The 19,239-nt window shown below is 40.2% G+C and carries 19 protein-coding genes; 8 read left to right on the top strand and 11 right to left on the bottom strand.

Annotation, left to right across the window (positions count from 1 at the left end; translation table 11 throughout):
* Positions 1-48: 48 nt before the first annotated feature.
* Complete coding sequence (ku, locus tag ACFVS1_RS07125) at positions 49-891, bottom strand: non-homologous end joining protein Ku (protein WP_387545959.1); 843 nt, start codon at positions 889-891, stop codon at positions 49-51.
* A 150-nt stretch (positions 892-1,041) separates the two neighbouring features.
* Between ku and ligD the strand changes: the two genes are divergently transcribed.
* Complete coding sequence (gene ligD / locus ACFVS1_RS07120) at positions 1,042-2,889, top strand: DNA ligase D (protein ID WP_387545957.1); 1,848 nt, start codon at positions 1,042-1,044, stop codon at positions 2,887-2,889.
* Positions 2,890-3,392: 503 nt separating this feature from the next.
* Here ligD and dapF read toward each other — a convergent pair.
* The 5 genes from dapF to ACFVS1_RS07095 form a co-directional block, all read right to left on the bottom strand.
* Positions 3,393-4,379, bottom strand: a complete 987-nt coding sequence (gene dapF, locus ACFVS1_RS07115; protein WP_387545955.1) for a diaminopimelate epimerase — start codon at positions 4,377-4,379, stop codon at positions 3,393-3,395.
* Between the two features lie 182 nt (positions 4,380-4,561).
* Positions 4,562-5,863, bottom strand: coding sequence for an NCS2 family permease (locus ACFVS1_RS07110; protein ID WP_387545953.1), 1,302 nt, complete (start codon positions 5,861-5,863; stop codon positions 4,562-4,564).
* A gap of 156 nt (positions 5,864-6,019) precedes the next feature.
* Positions 6,020-6,592: a beta-class carbonic anhydrase gene (locus ACFVS1_RS07105; RefSeq protein ID WP_241593718.1), complete on the bottom strand. Its 573-nt coding sequence runs from the start codon at positions 6,590-6,592 to the stop codon at positions 6,020-6,022.
* 91 nt (positions 6,593-6,683) lie between these two features.
* Positions 6,684-7,478, bottom strand: coding sequence for a hypothetical protein (locus ACFVS1_RS07100; RefSeq protein ID WP_387545950.1), 795 nt, complete (start codon positions 7,476-7,478; stop codon positions 6,684-6,686).
* Between the two features lie 712 nt (positions 7,479-8,190).
* On the bottom strand, positions 8,191-8,511 hold the full coding sequence (locus tag ACFVS1_RS07095) for a DUF4870 domain-containing protein (RefSeq protein ID WP_034311189.1): 321 nt from the start codon (positions 8,509-8,511) through the stop codon (positions 8,191-8,193).
* A gap of 208 nt (positions 8,512-8,719) precedes the next feature.
* Between ACFVS1_RS07095 and ACFVS1_RS07090 the strand changes: the two genes are divergently transcribed.
* The 4 genes from ACFVS1_RS07090 (at position 8,720) to ACFVS1_RS07075 (ending at position 11,638) form a co-directional block, all read left to right on the top strand.
* On the top strand, positions 8,720-9,499 hold the full coding sequence (locus ACFVS1_RS07090; RefSeq protein WP_352920876.1) for an undecaprenyl-diphosphate phosphatase: 780 nt from the start codon (positions 8,720-8,722) through the stop codon (positions 9,497-9,499).
* Between the two features lie 333 nt (positions 9,500-9,832).
* Complete coding sequence (locus ACFVS1_RS07085) at positions 9,833-10,387, top strand: GNAT family N-acetyltransferase (protein WP_034307447.1); 555 nt, start codon at positions 9,833-9,835, stop codon at positions 10,385-10,387.
* A gap of 200 nt (positions 10,388-10,587) precedes the next feature.
* The gene (locus ACFVS1_RS07080; protein ID WP_241593721.1) at positions 10,588-10,980 is read left to right on the top strand and encodes a CidA/LrgA family protein; all 393 of its coding nucleotides are present in this window, start codon (positions 10,588-10,590) and stop codon (positions 10,978-10,980) included.
* A complete protein-coding gene (locus ACFVS1_RS07075) occupies positions 10,955-11,638 on the top strand; it encodes an LrgB family protein (RefSeq protein ID WP_387545947.1) in 684 nt (227 codons plus the stop codon). Before ACFVS1_RS07080 ends, ACFVS1_RS07075 begins: the two co-directional genes overlap by 26 nt.
* A gap of 48 nt (positions 11,639-11,686) precedes the next feature.
* Here ACFVS1_RS07075 and ACFVS1_RS07070 read toward each other — a convergent pair whose 3' ends face one another.
* Together ACFVS1_RS07070 and ACFVS1_RS07065 are read right to left on the bottom strand one after the other, a co-directional pair.
* Positions 11,687-11,830 carry a DUF2639 domain-containing protein gene (locus ACFVS1_RS07070; RefSeq protein WP_101225224.1) on the bottom strand — a complete coding sequence of 48 codons (144 nt, stop codon included), beginning with the start codon at positions 11,828-11,830 and terminating at the stop codon, positions 11,687-11,689.
* A gap of 52 nt (positions 11,831-11,882) precedes the next feature.
* Positions 11,883-12,971, bottom strand: coding sequence for an undecaprenyldiphospho-muramoylpentapeptide beta-N-acetylglucosaminyltransferase (locus ACFVS1_RS07065; RefSeq protein WP_352920778.1), 1,089 nt, complete (start codon positions 12,969-12,971; stop codon positions 11,883-11,885).
* A gap of 193 nt (positions 12,972-13,164) precedes the next feature.
* Between ACFVS1_RS07065 and ACFVS1_RS07060 the strand changes: the two genes are divergently transcribed.
* Together ACFVS1_RS07060 and ACFVS1_RS07055 are read left to right on the top strand one after the other, a co-directional pair.
* The gene (locus tag ACFVS1_RS07060) at positions 13,165-14,277 is read left to right on the top strand and encodes a mechanosensitive ion channel family protein (RefSeq protein ID WP_387545944.1); all 1,113 of its coding nucleotides are present in this window, start codon (positions 13,165-13,167) and stop codon (positions 14,275-14,277) included.
* A gap of 355 nt (positions 14,278-14,632) precedes the next feature.
* Positions 14,633-15,988 carry an MATE family efflux transporter gene (locus ACFVS1_RS07055; RefSeq protein ID WP_387545942.1) on the top strand — a complete coding sequence of 452 codons (1,356 nt, stop codon included), beginning with the start codon at positions 14,633-14,635 and terminating at the stop codon, positions 15,986-15,988.
* Between the two features lie 47 nt (positions 15,989-16,035).
* Here the strand turns inward: ACFVS1_RS07055 and ACFVS1_RS07050 are convergent, their stop codons facing one another.
* Positions 16,036-16,809 (bottom strand): SDR family oxidoreductase, encoded by a 774-nt coding sequence (locus ACFVS1_RS07050; RefSeq protein WP_387545939.1) that lies wholly within the window; start codon positions 16,807-16,809, stop codon positions 16,036-16,038.
* A 215-nt stretch (positions 16,810-17,024) separates the two neighbouring features.
* On the opposite strand from ACFVS1_RS07050, the gene ACFVS1_RS07045 reads away from it, so the two are divergent.
* Positions 17,025-17,435, top strand: a complete 411-nt coding sequence (locus ACFVS1_RS07045; RefSeq protein ID WP_352920770.1) for an Hsp20/alpha crystallin family protein — start codon at positions 17,025-17,027, stop codon at positions 17,433-17,435.
* A gap of 157 nt (positions 17,436-17,592) precedes the next feature.
* Here the strand turns inward: ACFVS1_RS07045 and ACFVS1_RS07040 are convergent, their stop codons facing one another.
* Both ACFVS1_RS07040 and ACFVS1_RS07035 read right to left on the bottom strand, forming a co-directional pair.
* Positions 17,593-18,327: a CAP domain-containing protein gene (locus ACFVS1_RS07040; RefSeq protein WP_352920768.1), complete on the bottom strand. Its 735-nt coding sequence runs from the start codon at positions 18,325-18,327 to the stop codon at positions 17,593-17,595.
* Positions 18,328-18,784: 457 nt separating this feature from the next.
* Positions 18,785-19,225, bottom strand: coding sequence for a FixH family protein (locus ACFVS1_RS07035; RefSeq protein WP_387545937.1), 441 nt, complete (start codon positions 19,223-19,225; stop codon positions 18,785-18,787).
* Between the last annotated feature and the right edge of the window lie 14 nt (positions 19,226-19,239).

The raw sequence follows: 19,239 nt of genomic DNA, 5'->3' as shown, positions 1-19,239 counted from the left end.
CAAGCAGAAAGCCGAGCGACACCATATGTCTTCCGCTCAGCTTCCTGTTTAAGCTTGTTTCTTTTTTTTCGGCGCCGCTTTCTTTCGGGTCGTCTTTTTCTTTTCCGGTTCATCATGTTTCGTACGGTCAATGGATGCCTGTAATGCCTCCATTAAATCGGTTACATTGTTGGAAACTGGTTCTTTTGTTTTGGATGTAATCGTCGTCTGTCCCGTTTTCTTTGATTCAATCAATTCTAGCAACGCGGTTCGATAGTCATCCGTGTATTTTGTCGGATCGAAAGTAGTCGTTAATTGATCTATCAATAATACGGCAGTATCGATTTCTTTTTTTACAATGGTATCATTAGCTGGGATATTCGGAACATCCGCTGTGGAACGGACTTCATCCGGATAATGAATCGTTTCCATCACCAAGGTATTATCAACGACTCGGATTACCGCCATTTGTTCTTTAGAGCGAATGATGATTTTCGCTAATCCTACCTTATTCGATTCCTTGAGGGCCTGCCTCAAAAGGGAATAAGCTTTTATCCCTCCGTCATTAGGGGACATGTAGTAACTCCGATTGAAATAAATGGGATCTATTTCTTCAATTTTAACGAAATCCACGATTTCCACGGCTTTTTCTTCGTTTTGTTTTTTCAGTTGCTCCAGTTCATTGTCTTCCAATACAACAAATTTTCCCTTTGTATACTCAAAAGCCCGGACAATATCATCCTTACCCACTTCTTTCTCGCATACCGGACAAACTTTTTCGTATTTAATCGGTGAATGACATTCCTTATGCAACGTCCTTAAAGAAATATCCTTATCCTCCGTTGCAGCATGAAGTTTGATCGGAATGTTCACCAAACCGAATGATATGCTTCCCTTCCACATCGTATGCATATTCGTCACCTCATAACTTATTTTTAAAGAGAAGAACAATTTTATTATTCCCCTTTGTCCAAAAAAATCCGAAAAAACAATTGCCAACTCTAACACTTCGTTTTTTTGGCAAAATAATGTTAACCAATTATTTGCGGAGGTGATACAAAAATGAAACCGATGCTGCCAACCTATTACCCCGAAGCCCCCAGCTCCAAGGATTGGCGTTATGAAGTCAAATATGACGGTTTTAGGGCCATTTTAACGATTGATTCCGATACCATAAGCATTTCGAGTCGGAACGAGAAGGAATTATCACCACAATTCCCAGAAATCATTGCTTACATCAAAGAAATGGACCTGGAAGAATATCTCCCGCTTCAGTTAGATGGAGAATTGGTCTGGCTTACCAATGAAGCGAAAGCGGACTTTTTTCAAATACAGTGGCGAGGGCGCCTTGGAAAACAATCCTTAATATCTGAAAAAGCCCGCTTTTCCCCATGCCGGTTTATAGCGTTTGACCTGCTTCGCATCAACGGAAAAGACTTAGCAGCTAAACCTATGGAAGAACGTAGGGAATTGATGTTGAATATGGGGGCAAAACTCGGCTTTCCTATTCCGCCTAATCCCAACGATAAGGCTTTGATACAATTAATAGAAAGTTTTGACATTTTGGATAATGCCTTGAATAAGGTCACCCTATTAGATGGCGAAGGGGTTGTCGCCAAGGAAATTCGAGGTACTTGGCAAGAAGGTAAACGTACTACATCATGGATTAAGGTGAAAAACTGGAAGACCGTTTCTTGTTTCATTACAGCATTGCACAAAGAAAATGGTTACGTTTCCCTCGCAGTTTTCAAAGATGGTGCCGTAACGAAAATCGGAAGTGTTAAAAATGGACTGAGTTCTCAAGATAAAAGTATATTGCATCAGCTGATCAAGCAAAATGCATCTGACGAAGATACACAATTTTTTTATATCCATCCATCCATTTGCATAGAAGTTCAATTCTTACACGTATATGAGGAAAATGAATTGCGTGAACCTCAGTTTTCGCAATGGCTTTTACAAACGACTCCCGATGAATGTACCTGGGAGAAATTTGTACTAGGCCAATACACATTTCCAGATACGGTACAAATAACTTCCAAGGATAAACCGCTTTGGATAACAGAAGGTAAACAGGTCGTAAAAGTTGAATACCTTCATTATTTAAGGGAGGTTTCAGCTTTCTTCTTACCCTTCTTGAAGGATAAACTGCTTACGACGATCCGCTATCCTCATGGCACTTTGGATAAAGAAAGATTTTTCCAGAAAAACAAACCTGATTATGCGCCGGCCTTTATTAAATCATTCATGGATGAAGATATCGAATACATGCTGTGTAACGATATTGAAACGCTTCTTTGGTTTGGCAATCAGCTTGCATTGGAATTCCATGCCCCCTTTCAGAAAGCGGGTAAAACAAGACCCGACGAAATCGTACTGGACTTGGATCCTCCTTCCATCGAATTTTTCTCCTTAGCAATAAAGGCCGCACAGGAAATTAAAAAAGTGATGGAATCATTAAGGATTAAGGCTTTTGTGAAAACTTCAGGTAACAAAGGACTGCAAATTCACATCCCACTGCCTGAAGACAGATTTACTTATCAGGAGACACGCATATTCACCGACTTTCTCGGTGACTACTTAACAAGTTCCAACCCAAACGATTTTACAACGGAGAGAATGAAAATAAATCGGCACAATCGACTTTACTTGGACTTTGTGCAGCATAGTGAAGGAAAAACCATCATCCAACCTTATTCCCCACGGGGAAATTCTTTCGCGGGTGTGGCTACACCTTTGTTTTGGGAGGAAGTGGACGAAAATCTCCAGTTAAAGAGCTATACGATTGAAACCATCCCGAACAGAATAAAAAGGGATGGTTGTGCTTTTATGGATTACAGACTTGTCGATAATGGACCAGCCTTTTTGGAGGTTTTGTCGTTCCTAAAACAAAAAAAGACCAACAACTAGTTGGACTTGGGGTTCGCAATGGTCTCATTCCGAACCACGATTAAGACTAGGTTAATCTTTATGGTTATATATTGTTTTATGAAAACTCATTGGATTGAAGGAATTTGCGACACTCCTGGTGAATAACTGGCTAGCCGAGACCCCGCAGCCGCGTTCTTTGATGCAGCTTGGCAGACAATCGGCGGAAAGGGAGCGGAATTAATATCTGCTCCTTTTAATAAAAAAGCTCCGGAGTCCGAGTAATGATGTGAAAACCGAAAAAAGTCGTGAAACGATCGAATAAAGTTCCTTGAAGGTTGAATAAAAACACGAACGGTCGAATTAAATGCAGTGAAGGTCGAATAAAGTTCCTTGTAGGTCGAATATAATTACGGACGGTCAAGAATAAGCTCTGGATAATGTTAATGTAGGGCAAAGTACGAAAAAGTGTCCCTAACTTTTTAATAAGAAAACTGCAGGCAAACTCGCTTTTCTTCGAGTTTGCCTGCAGTCTGAAGATTTCTTTATAATTTTGCTTTCAAATAACCTTGCACTTCATCCTGAAGCTTGGCATATAAGCTTGTTTCCAATTCAAAATCCTCTTTTTCAAGCAGTTCGAATTTTTCAGGCTGATCTAAGTCTATTTCAATCGATGCCTTGAATTCATAGGTCGCGTTCCCGATCAAATCTATTGAATACTTTTGACTTTCTTCATCATGATGAACGACACATTTAACTTTTCCGCCGTTATTGTAGACAGAAATTTCACTTTCCAATGCGTTTAAACCAACAGAGCATGTTACAAGGCTTGAAGCCGACATCGCCGTTCCACATGCATTCGTGAAGCCTACTCCCCGTTCGAATGTCCGCACATAGATGCTCCCTGGCTCCAGCTCTTTCACAAAGCTGACATTGACACCATCAGGGAAAAGTTCATTCGGTTGATTGACCTTTGTTGAAAGTTCTTCCTGCAAATCACTTTGTAAAACATCACTATCGACGAGTGTGATCAAATGTGGATTAGGAACCGCCAATGCCGAAAATAACAGGGTATCATGAAGTTCCGGCATTGGTTCGTTTTGCAGCTGTTCTTTAGCCAATACAAGAGGTAAATCCTTCACATTAAAACTTACTGGTGAAATTTCCACCTTGAAAGTCGGAATGCCCTCATAAATATCTTCCGTTTTTTCCACGAGTAGATTCGCCTTCATGGTTTCCACGATCATTTTATCTAGCCCTAGAACGTCGTTCGCGTAACGTGCAACACAGCGAAGTCCGTTGCCGCACATCGAGGCTTCCGATCCATCCGCATTAAAGACACGCATCCGGCAATCGGCATGTTCACTTTTCATTACGAATAAAATTCCATCCGCTCCAAGCTTCTCCCTATTGCATAGGGCCTTCGCGAAATTTTTCCGCTCTTCTTCAGTAAACGTCAGGGTTGTAGTCAATTCATCAATGATTAAAAAATCATTTCCTGAACCATGGCTTTTTAAACCTTCAATAATCATCCTGTCACATCCTCTAATATGCTGCTTTTCATTTATCATTTTTTAATATTCTATATCATAGCATTTTCAAGATGGATGTGTCATCGCGTAAATCACATTAAATCCATTTTTTGCGACGAAAAGACCAATAAGAAGAGCGGTTGGAATAAGAATGAACTCATCCCAACCGCTCTATTGAAATATTAATCGATCATACCAATGATGAAATAGATGATAAACATTCCGGCACTCACATACATCGGGGCTGACACTTCTCTTGCTTTTCCAGTTACAAGCTTCAAGAACGGGTACAGGATGAAACCGAATGCCATTCCATCGGCAATACTGTATGTGAAAGGAATGATCGTGATGATCATGATTGCAGGTATGCTCTCGGTTAAATCACTGAAATTCAGCTTTTTTATGTTTCCGAGCATCAAAATGCCAATGATAATCAAGATGGGGGCAATGGCGCTATCAGGGATTACTTTAATCACCGGTATAAATAACAGTGATAGAATGAATAGCACGCCCGTCACCACTGAAGTAAAACCAGTCCTGCCTCCTGATGCGATTCCAGCTGCCGTTTCTACTGTTGCAACGGTAGGACTCGAACCGAATAAGCCTGATAATAGAACGGACACACTTGTCGCCTGCAGCGACTTTTTATAGGCATCCTGGCGGTTGATACTGTCTACATGCCCGTGTACAAGACCAATATTTTCAAAAACAAGAACCATCGTCATCGCAAATACACTTATCCAGAATTCTATCCGGTTTGCTTCCAGGAACGATAATGAAAAGAAAAGATTGCTGTAGGAAGCTGTGTCTATGCCTGAAAAATGGATTTCCGATAGTTGAACCGTCCCGAACCAAAAGGCAATGAGACTGCCTGCCAGGATGGTAATCATGAAATTACCGGGGACATTCTTGATGAACAGCGTGATTGCCAGTAAAAAGGTCAACACCGTTGCACACACCGCTGGATCGCTTAAATCTCCGAGTGCGACGATTGATGATGAACCTCCTGTGATTATCCCGCCCTTTTCAAGACCGATTAACATCAAGAATAAGCCAAGTCCGACAGATATGGCTTCTTTTATCGAACTTGGAATCGAATCACTGATTAACTTAGAGTATTTTGTAAAAGCGATGATTACAAAAATTACCCCTGAGATAAACACAGCACCAAGAGCCGATTGCCAAGATAGCCCCATTCCTTGAACCATGGTATAAGCAAATAGGGCATTAACGCCCATTCCTGGAACGAGAAGGATTGGGACATTCGCCCAAAGCCCTATCATGACACAGCTTAAAGCAGATAAAAGAATCGTGGCAATCACTGCACCATTAATCGGTATGCCCGCTTCCGATAAAATCAGGGAATTAACGATGAGAATATAGACTATCGTAAAATAGCCGACCACTCCAGCAAGGATTTCACGTTTACCATTCGTTCCATAGTCGGAAAAATGAAAAAACGTTTCCAAGTTTAATTTCTTCATGTTGTATCCTTATTAAATTTATCCCTCGCCCACCCGTTTGTATTAGTGACAAACTACACTTGGCGATTTTAACAAAAAAAAGGATAAAAATAAATAGTAATGATAAAAATTTGAAAAAAACTGCCGGAAATGATCCCGACAGCCTCGATGAATATATTATTTTTGTTCTTCCGAATACCCATCGACTACCAATTCCAGCTTACCTGTATCAGGGGAAATGATTAGACCATGTACAGGAATATTTTTAGGGATCAAAGGATGTCCTTTAATCACTTCCACGCTGTTCTTACAACTTTCATAAACATCATCAAATCCGCGAAGCCAACTGCGGATATCGATTCCTGCAGCTCCCAGTGTATCGATGGTGCTCTTTGGTATATCACGTTCTATCATCTTGTCCATTACAGAATCCGCATCGACTGATGCCATCCCGCAGTCATGGTGAGGTATGACCAATACTTCATCCGCCTTTAGCTCGTAAATAGCAACAAGGATACTCCGCATAACACTTCCGAATGGGTGGGAGACGATCGCACCGGCAGTCTTCAGGATTTTGACATCGCCATTTTTGACATTCAATGATTTTGGCAAGAGTTCAACGAGCCGAGTGTCCATACAGCTTATGATGACCATACGTTTCTCAGGAAACTTATCCGTTCTATACTTGACATATTCACCTTTTTCTACAAACTGTTCATTATAATCAAGAATCTCATTTAGTAAACTCATAATTACCACCTTTTCAATATGTATTATTAATCTATGAATCTCTCTAGTATTATATCAAATTTTTAAAAGATTTGCTAAAGGGTAACCATTGTCAATTTGAACGATGATTCAGAGTGGCTGCACAGAAACCAAAAACGATGATTTTAGGAATTTCAGCAACATTTGATGAAAAAGAAAGTATGGGTGTATTTGTCTTGAATCGTTTCCCCCACTCCAAAGGCATCCAGCCTTCTTGGTATGAAACGATTTTTTCCCCGTCTTTTGTGACAATCTCGAAAGAATTCATGTTTCCCGGCGTTTCAATGGGCATCCATTCCGTACCGTCTTCCTTATAGATCATCCCATTGATTTTCACGAATGACCGATTTTCTTGATATGATCCAATAATGCCGCCCTGATCATCCATGATCGTCATTTTATTGAATAGTCCCCTTTTGATTTGGTACATAGCCAGCAAACGCCCCTCATGGTCCACCAGTTCATATCGCTTGGCCAGGAGCATCGACAAGAAATTGGGAATCATCCACATGAACCACTTCATATTCAAATCCCGTATCTCGCCCATTAGTGACCCATCCGGCGCAAAGAGCAGCAGGCGCAATGTTGGTGCTGGCATAAAAGTCAATAAAACATGTTCATTTTTTAATAACCCGGTATTCGTTCCGACTAGTTCATCCGGCAATTCCTTCATTCTATTTTCATATATACGATGACTGACAAATTGGGCAATGCTAAAGAAAATAAAAGGAGACGTGATCAATAATATATTGCCCGGTATCATTTTAAAAATATGGAAAATGAAAAATACAATGGCCAAAAGGAGTGATATCCAAGATGCATGAAAATTTGAATTGCTCGTTTTTTGATAATATTCCCGTATATTCATATCCCGCTCTGCTCCTCACTCCTTACAAGAAAGATTGCCGCCTCAAGGACGGCCATTGATTAGCAGTACCACAATCCGCCCTGCACCCGCTTCCTAAAAGTGCATGAAAGCCGTTATCATAATACTTTATTCGATTTAATGTGATCTATTCCCTTTTAATGAAAGGTAACTCCCAACACGGTTCATAAAAAATGACTCCGAATTGATCGGAATCCTATTGTAGACAAAATGGGGTTCTGCTTAATTTTGAAACAAGACTAGTTTATACTTAATGTTTTTTACTGTATTCCTTATTGGATTAAAGAAATTTGCGACACTCCTGCCGAATTACTGGCTTGCCAGGCAGTCGCGGAAAGTGAGCTGATTTCTGAAATCCACTGGAACGTGGTCTAAATAAAAGGCTGTTTTCGCATACTTTGTTGCTATTCACCAAGTAATGCGGTGTGGTTGATTTCCCCTCCAATGCTCGCTTTCCGCGGGGCGGGCGGTAAGCCTCCTCGGCGTGAACGCCTGCGGGGTCTCACCTGTCCCGCTGCACCCGCAGGAGTCTCGCACTTCCGCTCCAATCAACCTTAAATCGTTTCGTTTTAAAAACAACAATCTTTACGAAAAGAGCAAAATAAAAAAACTGCAGTCAAACTCGCTTTTCTTCGAGTTTGTCTACAGTCTCCAAAGAATTCCGAATTGAACGGAAACCTCCTTTTACATCACTCTATAATATCCTGAAAATCAACGGGAACCTGTAATCCGTTCCTTCATAAGCCCTAACAGCAGCAATGATGGTGAATACGACTAAAGCTATCCCGATAACCGGCAATAACAAGAATCCAACCAATACTATAGTGAGTATCCCTGCGACTATTGAATATACGGTGTAGGAAATAAAGAAATTCAAGTATTCCCTTCCGTGATAATCCACAAATTGTGACGAGTCCTTCTTTAATAACCAAATCACCAAAGGACCGATAAAGGCTGTAAAAAAGCTGATCACATAAATAAGGGCAGCAAACACTCTTTCATCTTTAGTAGGCATAGTGTCTTCTCCTCCTTTCTCATATGAATAATTACGAATCAAATGAAAAATAGTTTCATTTTTCCTTTCATTTTATTCGAAAAAAGGTAAAATTGGACTGCTTTTTCTTGATAATGCCACTAAAATCCGGACATGTTCATCATTCTTGTGCATACAGTTTAAATAATGGATTGTCCTATACCATCTAGAATGGAGTGATGTTTTTTTGCTGAATGAATTTCAAGCCTTCATCCTTGGGATTATTCAAGGCTTGACTGAGTTTTTACCTATTTCAAGTACTGGACATTTATATTTAGGACGGCATATTTTCCATCTTGACGAGGCAGGCATTTTTCTGGATACCATGCTCCACATCGGTACATTGCTGGCGTTATTGGTCGTCTATAAGAATGACATAATTGCCATTTTGAAAAATCCGTTTTCCAAAATGACTCTGCTTCTCATTGCCGGGACGATTCCTGCAGTGATTGCCGGCATTTTACTCGGGGATTGGTTTGATGGCCTTTCAAAAACAGGTGTCACCATAGGCTGGGAATTTTTAGCGACCGGACTGATTTTATGGGTAGCGGACGGAGTGAAAAAAGGAGCCAAATCTCTTAATGAAATTTCCATTAAAGATGCGCTGATTATCGGTACCTTCCAAGCTGCTGCCATCATGCCTGCTCTTTCGCGCTCCGGACTAACGATTGCCGCCGGCCTCTTCTGCAGATTAGATAGGGCCACTGCAGCCTATTTTTCCTTTTTGCTTTCAATTCCTGCCATTACGGGGGGCATCGTTTTTCAGATGAAACCGATTTTCACTGGAGATGTTGAACGGCTTCCACTCACTGCGCTTTTCGTCGGAACCCTGGCCGCAGCAATCTTTGGTTATATAGCCGTAGTATGGATGATCGATTTCTTAAAAAAGCGTTCACTGAAAATATTCTCCATTTATGTGTGGGCCCTCGGCGCAATCATTTTATTCATGCAATTCACAGGTAAATTTTAAAGAAAAAAGCGGGCGAAAAAACCAGTTTTTCAAGGAAAAATGCAGGCGTTTGCCTTACGATTTCACCCTTCGAGAAAAAGTTGAAATTTGACGAAAAAAAAAGGCAAAAAACCTATTCCCAAACCGTTTTTTTTTTAGTATTATACCTTCGTAAGGTTCTTTAGATTTGCATATTTTCTGACAATAAAAATAGGGAAGGCAAATGGTGCGCCACCGGTTTCCGGTTCTAGTGGGTTCGATTCCCACCCCGAAATTTTTTGATGAACGACTTAAAAAATTTCGAGGGTGGGCAGCGACTACGCATAAGAACTGCCCTCAAACGGAGGGACGGAAATGTTAAAAAAGAGAGATTTCACAGATTGTTTTTCTCTTTATGAACAAATGACGCATCCAGATGTCTTCCCTTTCGTGCGCCATAAGGTAGATTCATATGAAGAATATGTTTTCATCACTAAGCAAACGATCGAAGCCGAAGATGCTGGGCAACTCATTTCACGAACAATCTTGGATGAATGGGAAAATCCCATCGGTTGTATTTCTTTATACGATATTGAAAATGGTGCAGGTTTCTTAGGCACATGGCTTGGCAAACCATATCATGGAAAAGGGTATAATGCCATTGCAAAAGACGCTTTCTTCAAAGAGCTTTTTTTCGAGCTCGGTTTGGAAACGGTCTTCATGCGTATTCGCAAAAAGAATATCCGCTCTATAAAAGCTGCAGAGAAGCTTCCTTATGCCGTCAATGCCAACGAAACAAGAAAATCCCTTTATGATCAGATCAATCATGAAGGAGATATCTACGATTTGTATGAAATCCCTAAAGATTTATACACCTTTCATATCCTTAGACAGCATGATGATGATGAGCAGCAGTTACTTGAAGCATAAAGCGCTTTTCAACATGGCTTTGTTTATCTTTTCATATAATGGCCGGAGCTTCCAAACCTGGAAAGCTCTTTTTTGCATTTACATAGGAAGTTTAAGATAGATTGCTGCAAATCCCTATTCTTTTTAGGGATAGTTTTTTATAATGAATACAATTGACCAATTCATCAATATATTCAAAGCATCATCGAAAGGACTTAATCATGAAAAAAACATTTGCTTTTATCGTGCAGCTAATCTTCCTGCTCATCATTTGCAAGCTCGGCTATTTTTTAGCCAATTTACTTCATTTACCCATACCAGGCAACGTCATCGGCATGATTCTGTTATTCAGTTTATTACAGACGAAGATTATAAAAGTCGAATGGATTGAACTTACTTCAGGATTTTTGGTCAAGCACCTAGCCTTTTTCTTCATCCCGATTTCAATCAGTTTAATGACCATGGGATGGCTTTTCATTAAATTCGGTTTGCCATTGGCACTTACATTGGGAGTCAGCCTGATATTTGGATTCATCGTTTCAGCTTGGACTGTTCAGAAACTATCCCATAGAGGGGAGGTTAAGCAGCATGACAGCGCTCATCACAACATATAGCATCTTGATAACCATCCTTGCTTATTTCATTGGAAGGAAAATATATGCTAAACATCCATCACCTTTTACGACGCCTGTATTTTTCAGTACGGTTACAATAATTCTCATACTGCTGATCAGCGGTTTGGACTTCAAAGATTATTCACCGGGAAAAGACATCATCACCTATTTCCTGGGACCGGCTACCGTTGCCTTGGCAGTACCACTATTTAAAAATAGAAAGATAATCGTTAAATATGCAATGCCGGCAATTAGCGGTATGATATTTGGTCTTATGGTCACATTGATCATTGCCTTCGCCATCGCTAAAGCATTTTCACTTCCGCAATTCATACTTCAAGGATTGGCGGTTAAATCCATTACAGTGCCCATCGCTGTTGAAATCACGGAACTTTATGGCGGAAATTCCAATGTATCAGCAGCCTTCGTCATTTTGACTGGGGTGCTGGGTACGATGGTCGCTCCAAAAATGATGGATAAACTAAACATCACGATGCCCTTCGCTCGTGGTATCGCTTATGGTACGATCGCCCATGGCCTTGGTACTGCTCAAGCTGCCCAGGAAAGTGAGTTCACCGGGGCTGTCGCAGGTGCGGCAATGGCTATCGCAGGTATCCTCATTTCCTGTTTTTTTCCTATTATAAGTAATTTTCTATAAAATAAAAAGAACCGCAACGTCAATGACGTTGCGGTTCTTTTTTATGATTTATCTTTTTTGGAGATCGTCGTATAAACGCCTAAGAATATAGGTTTTATACAGCTCCAGCTTTTTTTTCTCAATTGGATGATAGCTTATCCCTGCAGCTTTTAGCTGCTGAATGAACCATCCTTTTGAATATTCATAAGCCATTCTGCCCCCTCCTCTGTTCGAAAAAGATATGCGGCATAGAGGGGATTGATACTTATTTTTTTGCAGCCATTACTTGAAGTAATAATTCATACATTTCAGCTGCCGTTTTGAATGGACGTTTTTGACGCATTTTTTCTTGATATTCATTCGATTGTTCCAATAAATCTGCTAATGTAGCATTAAAAATCCGGTCATTTAACTCTTCTTCTTGAATGACTTTACAAAACCCCTGTTTCTCAAAGCTTGACGCATTCAGGATTTGATCTCCGCGGGATGCATTGGCACTTAGAGGGATAAGCAGCATCGGCTTTTGCAAACCAAGGAATTCAAAGATTGAATTTGAACCTGCCCTTGACACAACGACATCAGCAGCCGCCAAAAGATCGAATAATTCTTCATGTACGAATTCAAAAGGAGCATATCCCCTTTGTTTCAATTCCGCTTTCACATTTCCCTTCCCGCAAATGTGTATAATCTGGTAATCCTTTAATAAGGCATCTAGGTTATCTGTAATCACATTATTGATTTTTACGGCTCCAAGGCTCCCGCCCATAACGAGTAACACCGGTTTGTTATTGGTGAATCCACAGAATGACTTACCAGCAGAAGCGCTTCCCTTAAAAATCCCATCGCGTAATACAGCGCCTAGATACATGGCCTTTTCTTTCGGAAGGTCTTTTTCCGTTTCCTGAAAAGTGGTGAAAATTTTCGATGCAAGGGGCATGGCTATCTTATTAGCCAGACCAGGAGTATAATCCGATTCATGTATCGCAATCGGTATTCTCAGCATCCTGCCTGCCAAAACGACTGGAACCGAAACGAATCCACCTTTAGAAAAAATGAAATCCGGCTTGGTTTTTTTTAATATTTTTCGTGCATCAAAAATCCCTTTTATGACCCGGAAAGGGTCTTTCATATTTTCAACAGATAGATAACGTCGGAATTTACCAACGGAAATCGTTTCATAACGGACCTCGGGAAATTCCGTTTCAATGATATTTTTTTCAATGCCTTTTTTTGAACCAATATAAGTAACATCCCAATCATGCTTTAAAAATTCCGGGATGATTGCTGCATTAACAGATACATGACCGGCAGAACCGCCTCCGGTAAATACTATTTTCTTAGTCAATATTTCCACCTTCCAAACTTAAAAAATCACTTTGCATCCATATTACCATATATCCTTGCCATTAATAACTTGAAAAAGTATTCAGTGAACCGCAAAATCCCCGTCAGGAATGTAATCATCGATTATTTTTCCTTTTTCAGCATGAATATATTATAATCTTAGTATTCTACAATACTACAAGATACATTGGAGGAGTAATACATTGCAAGAAGTTTCTGAATCACTCGATCAATTTGATGGAATCGAAGCCTGGACCAAATTAGGAATTTCAATCGGCATTTTCCTAATCTTCCTTTTACTTCGGAAAGTATTTACTACATATATATTCAAGTTCTTTCTACGAATTGCAGAAAAACGTAAAGTAGAATTTGCCGCCAACTTAATGCTCGCTATTGAACAGCCCGTAAGATCGCTTATCGTTTTAATTGGTGTTATTATATCACTGCAATATTTTCCGATCGACACACCTTCGCTTGAATTAAGATCGAAAATATACAGAACGTTTTTTGTCTTCTTATTCTTTTGGACGATTTTCAATCTCAGTTCGATCTTAACCATTTTATTTCCGAAATTAGTAGGTAAATTCGGGCTTGAAGTCGATCAAATCGTCATGCCGTTCTTTACGAAAATCATAAAATTAATCATCATTGCTTTTGCTGCCTCCATCATTGCGGAAGAATGGGGATTTAATGTCGATGGATTCGTTGCAGGGCTTGGATTGGGTGGATTGGCTTTCGCTCTTGCCGCTAAAGATACAGTCAGCAATTTCTTCGGGGGGATCGTCATCGTTACCGAAAAACCTTTTACCATAGGAGATTGGGTCAAAACTCCAAGTGTGGAGGGAACCATTGAAGACATCACATTCCGAAGCACCAAAGTTCGGACTTTTGCCCAAGCTCTAGTTACAGTCCCAAATGCGACCCTTTCGAATGAACCGATCATCAACTGGTCCAAGATGGGAAAAAGACAGATTGCCTTCCATTTAGGTGTGAATGTCACGACACCAAAAGAAAAATTGGAAAATGTCATTAAAGGCATAGAACGAATGCTGATTGATCATCCTGAAGTCCATCCGGAAACGATTTTGGTTAAATTTGATGAGTTCAGTCATTCCGGTTTCAATCTTTACCTTTATTTCTTCACGAAAGCGACGGACTTTGGAGGATATTTATCAATCAAAGAAGATGTGAACTTTAAAATAATGGAGATATTGGAACAGGAAGATGTACAAATTGCCATTCCGTCCCAAGCCTTCATTCTTCAAAAAGACTCAAATATGGAAGCCATGAATGATTTTGAATCCATGCGCGACTGACAAAAGGGGTTCCATAAGAATTTTTAAACAAAGTTGATTGTAACGGAAGGTACGAGACTCCTGCGGGAAGAGCGCGTCCAAGGGAGACCCCACAGGCGGCAAAAGCGCCGAGGAGGCTCCCGGACCGCCCACGGAAAGCGAGTGCCTGTAGTGGAAATCAACGTTCATATATTACTCTGCCTAAAAAAAAGTAGGCAATCTTCATTAAATATCGAGTTTGTCTATAGTCTGAGACTTGCCCTAAACGGCAAGTCTTTTTTAGCTTCAAATAAAAACTCTTAAAACATCACATGCTTATGTGATATAATTCTTTCATTGTGTTGAAAATTCCAAATATTGATATTGAGGTACTTTGATGAATCAGACTTATACTAAATCACAAAAGATCCGCCTGTTATTTTATATATTGATACCTATCCTGATCACCCAAATCAGCATGTATGCCATGACCTTTTTTGATGTGATGATGTCGGGACAATACAGCACTCAGGACGTTGCTGGCGTCTCCATCGGCAGTTCGCTATGGACACCCGTATACACGGGGCTGAGCGGGATATTGATTGCCTTAACGCCGGTGGTTTCACAGCTGATCGGTTCCAGGCAGTCTAAATCCGTTTCCTATTCCGTGATGCAGGCCATTTATTTAGCTGTCGCTTTAGCATTGTTCATATTAATCATTGGGGCGTTTTCTTTGAACCCCGTATTGAATGCCATGGATCTTGAAGATAGTGTCCACATGGTTGCTCATGATTATTTGATCGCACTTTCACTCGGAATCATTCCTTTATTCGTTTATAATGCGTTAAGGGCCTTCATTGATGCTCTGGGGCAGACCAGGATTTCCATGATCATCACCTTATGTGCACTTCCGGTAAACGTCCTTTTTAATTACCTGTTAATCTACGGGAAGTTTGGGTTCCCCGAACTTGGCGGTGTCGGTTCCGGGTACGCCACTGCCATTACTTATTGGTTAATTGCCCTGGTGGCCATCCTTGTTGTAATAAAAATCAACCCGTTTTCGACATATAAGGTTTTCAATGAATTTTTCCGGGTTTCCTGGAAAGAATGGCGGGCTTTATTATTGATTGGGGTACCCATCGGGCTGGCTATCTTTTTTGAAACAAGCATTTTCTCGGCCGTCACCCTTTTGATGAGTAAGTATGATACCGTGACAATTGCCTCGCATCAGATTGCCATGAATTTTGCGTCCCTGCTTTATATGATACCGCTAAGTATATCCATGGCTTTGACGATCGTCATTGGATATGAAATTGGGGCAACTCGTTATAAAGATGCAAAGGTGTATAGCTGGATTGGCATATCGATGGCCTTGACGATGTCGTTCGTTTTGTCGACCATCCTATTCCTCTTCCGTGAACCTGTGGCTTCTTTATACACTAAAGATCATGAGGTTATGATGCTGACTTCACATTTTTTAATATATGCCATCTTCTTTCAGATATCGGATGCCCTCCAGGCACCCATTCAGGGTATTTTGCGTGGTTATAAAGATGTTAATGTCACATTTGCGATGTCACTGGTCTCCTACTGGATTCTCGGGCTTCCCATTGGTTATTTTTTTGCAAATTATACCGATATGGGAGCTTTTGGGTATTGGATCGGCTTAATTACCGGCTTGGCTCTCGGAGCTATAGGCTTGGCGGCTCGCTTACGATTCATACAGCAAGTGAAATATAAAAAAATGGCGTAAAAAAAGAGTGGGGCTGGATTACCGGCCTCACCCTTTTCATTCTCACGCTAGGCTTTATATATTTTCCCAAGAACATCCTTACCGCCTGTTACCGGTATGATGCTGCCGGTAATGAAATCTGACTCTTCATCACAAAGGAACGCGATGACCCTCGCTATATCTTCCCCCGTACCCGGTCTGCCGACTGGAACCGTATCATCCTTTTCTGCCCTCGCGCCCCTGATTTCCCCCTCTTTCCAATCACCTACGATATCACCAGGACAAACCATATTCACGGTGATGCCATGTGTAGCTTCTTCGGCAGCTAAAGTTCTTGTCAAGGAGGTCAAGCCGCTCTTTGCCGCGGCAAAAGCAGAACGATAAATCCAGCCTGGTGCAGTTTCACACCGTTCAAACCCTAATGTAATGACTCTGCCCCAGTTTCTACTTCTCATTTGCGGAATAAGTTCCTTCGCAAAATAGAAAAAACCATTTAAATTTCCATCCATGATGTACTTCCATTCATCACTGCCATATTCAGTCATGTGTTTACGCTCATGCATATATGGCCCTGCGTTATGAATGAAGATATCAACATGGCCAAAGGCCTCCAAAATCTTTTGCAAAATATTGCGGCAATCTTCTTCACTTGACGAGTCACCTTTAATCGCAAGTGCCTTAACATGGTATTTTTCCTGTAATTCATCCACTAACGCTAAAGCTGCCTTTTTACTTTTTCGATAAGTAATGATAATGGACATTCCATTATCCGCGAGTGAAAATGCCATCCTTTTGCCGATTCCCGTTGCTCCACCAGTAATAAAAGCTACTTTTTCATCCACAGGCCTACCCTCTTTATCAAATGGATTTTACTTCATTATACATAAGTTTATTCCATTTTCTATAATTTAGTAATTATAGAAAAGAACCTATGGGCTTTAGCTGCATAAAATATAACAAATAAACCTGTCAGACCATAAGCAGGAGAGAGGAATTCAATATGTTTCCCTGGAATTCACTTTTTTCTTTTAAGAATAACCCAAACCAAAAGGACTTTATGAAAAATATGCAGCAAAGTGATGTACAATCATTTATTGAAAAAGTATTTTCACAAGTCATCCCTGACAATATGCAAGGTATGATGAACCAAAATGATGGCCGCCCACAAAAAGAAAATGCCAGATCTGAACATCCTTTACATGCCGAAGTATTTGAAACTCACTTATATGTCTTTGTAAGAATACCCATAGAAAATGAATCTTGGCTGAAGAAAATGAAGCTTTACCATACTTCTAACCAATCCATCATCGAGGGGATTCCTGAAGAATCGGATCGACATGTCATAACACTCCCCGCACTTGTTAAGAAAAAAGGGGCTTCAGCCCAATATAAAGAATCAACATTGGAAATACGTCTTCAGAAAAGTTTCAACACACAGTATTCAGAAATCGATGTATCCGAGATTTAAGTTGATTTACATGGACCTCACTGATGATAAGGTGCGGTTCCTGTTAGTTCTTGGAAATCCTTTTAGATTCCGCTAGACTTCATTTCTGGAATGGCATGATCCCTTCTCATAAAAAAAGCGCACCCCATATAATGGGATGCGCTTTTTTACTAATCTATTATTTTCCGATGAATTGTTGAGTCCAGTAGTTACCAGATTCTACGTAACCTACTCCGATATGAGTAAAGCTTGAGTTCATGATGTTTTCACGGTGTCCTTGGCTATTCATCCAAGCTTGTACCACTTCTTCAGGTGTTTGTTGACCTTGTGCGATGTTTTCGCCAGCTGTTTTATAGCTGATTCCGAATTGTTTCATCATATCGAATGGTGAGCCGTAAGTTGGGCTATTGTGATCAAAGTAGTTTTTATCTTTCATGTCTTGAGACTTGATACGTGCAACTTTGCTCAACTCAGTGTCGATTTTAAGAGCTGCCAAACCTTGTTTTTCACGTTCTGCATTAGTTAATTTAACAACTTCTTGTTCAAAAGCACTTAATTCAGAGCTTGTCTCTTGTTTTTCATCAGTTGATTTTTCAGGTGTCACTTCAGGTTTTGCTTCAGGTTTTGCTTCAGGTTTTGCTTGGTTCACTGTCCCAGCATCTTGACCTTGCGTTTGAACTGGCGTTTGAACTGGTTTTTGAACCGGTTTTTGTTGTGCTTGCGCTGCAGGTAAAGTGATATTGTATTTAGCTAGGTATTGGTTAAGGACTTTTTGCATATCCTCTTGATTCATAGATTTATAAGTTACTTGTTTAACAGTATCACAGTTGGCTGCTTCAGCTTGGTTAGCTCCTACTCCTGTGAATATAATAGCTGCAGCCGCTGCTGCTGACATAAACATTTTCTTTTTCATTCGTATTTCCTCCTGTGATGTTCGTTTTGTGTGGTGCTTTGCTTCTGGAATTATCATAACATGCACTTTTTGTAATAAATGCACCATCAATTTCCATCGAATTTAACAGGATACGAAAGAGAAAATATTATGATCCTAGTTTCAGAGAAAACTTGCATGAATGCTTTACCTATCTATGTTTCTTTCAGTGGTATATATACTCATATTTTTCCAGCCATTACTTGTCAATGGTAGTTACATAGAACCATTTCCATTGAATACTAATAACTTTTTGTTGACATATCGTATTTAACCAACTTAATATGACTTTCTTTACTTTTATGTTACAAATTTTTCGATTTAACTTCGACACGCCGTCTTTGTCCTGATTCTTTCGACCTTAATGCCTTGGCCATTTTTCAAATAAAAAAACAATCCGGATTCACTCCCGAATTGTTTTGATTTTGATAGTCGTTCATCATTTCATTTCTTCATCATCATCCATTTCGTCCATTTCCTTTTTCCCCCCATTTTGTTCAGGAGTGCTTGGTTTCCCTATGACGAATTCTTTCTTTGGCATGTTGTGCATATCCCTTGCTGTTACATGGGCATATACATAATAGGTTCCTTCTTCATCGAAAGCCTTTTCCAATTCATATATGCCGTTTCTTTTATGTTTTACTGCAATTTTGTCATGGTCATCGCTATTCGCAAGCCAAATTTCAAAACTGACATCATCCGCATCTGTCACGGCTTCGTCCCCATAAGTCACTTTTGCCTCAAATTTCACAGGCTCATTCACTTTACCTTGAATTGGATTGACAGATAAATCGACATTTAACATTTTCGGAATTTCCTCTTCCTTGCCGCATCCGGCCAAAAAAATTAACGTCATGCAAAATAATACGATTTTTTTCATTTTTGAACGTATCC

Origin of the sequence: Peribacillus sp. NPDC058075, from assembly GCF_042885195.1 — a bacterium.
Classification (GTDB): domain Bacteria; phylum Bacillota; class Bacilli; order Bacillales; family DSM-1321; genus Peribacillus.
The sequence above is the reverse complement of the archived record's forward strand: the minus strand, read 5'-3'. Positions and strand labels throughout refer to the sequence as shown.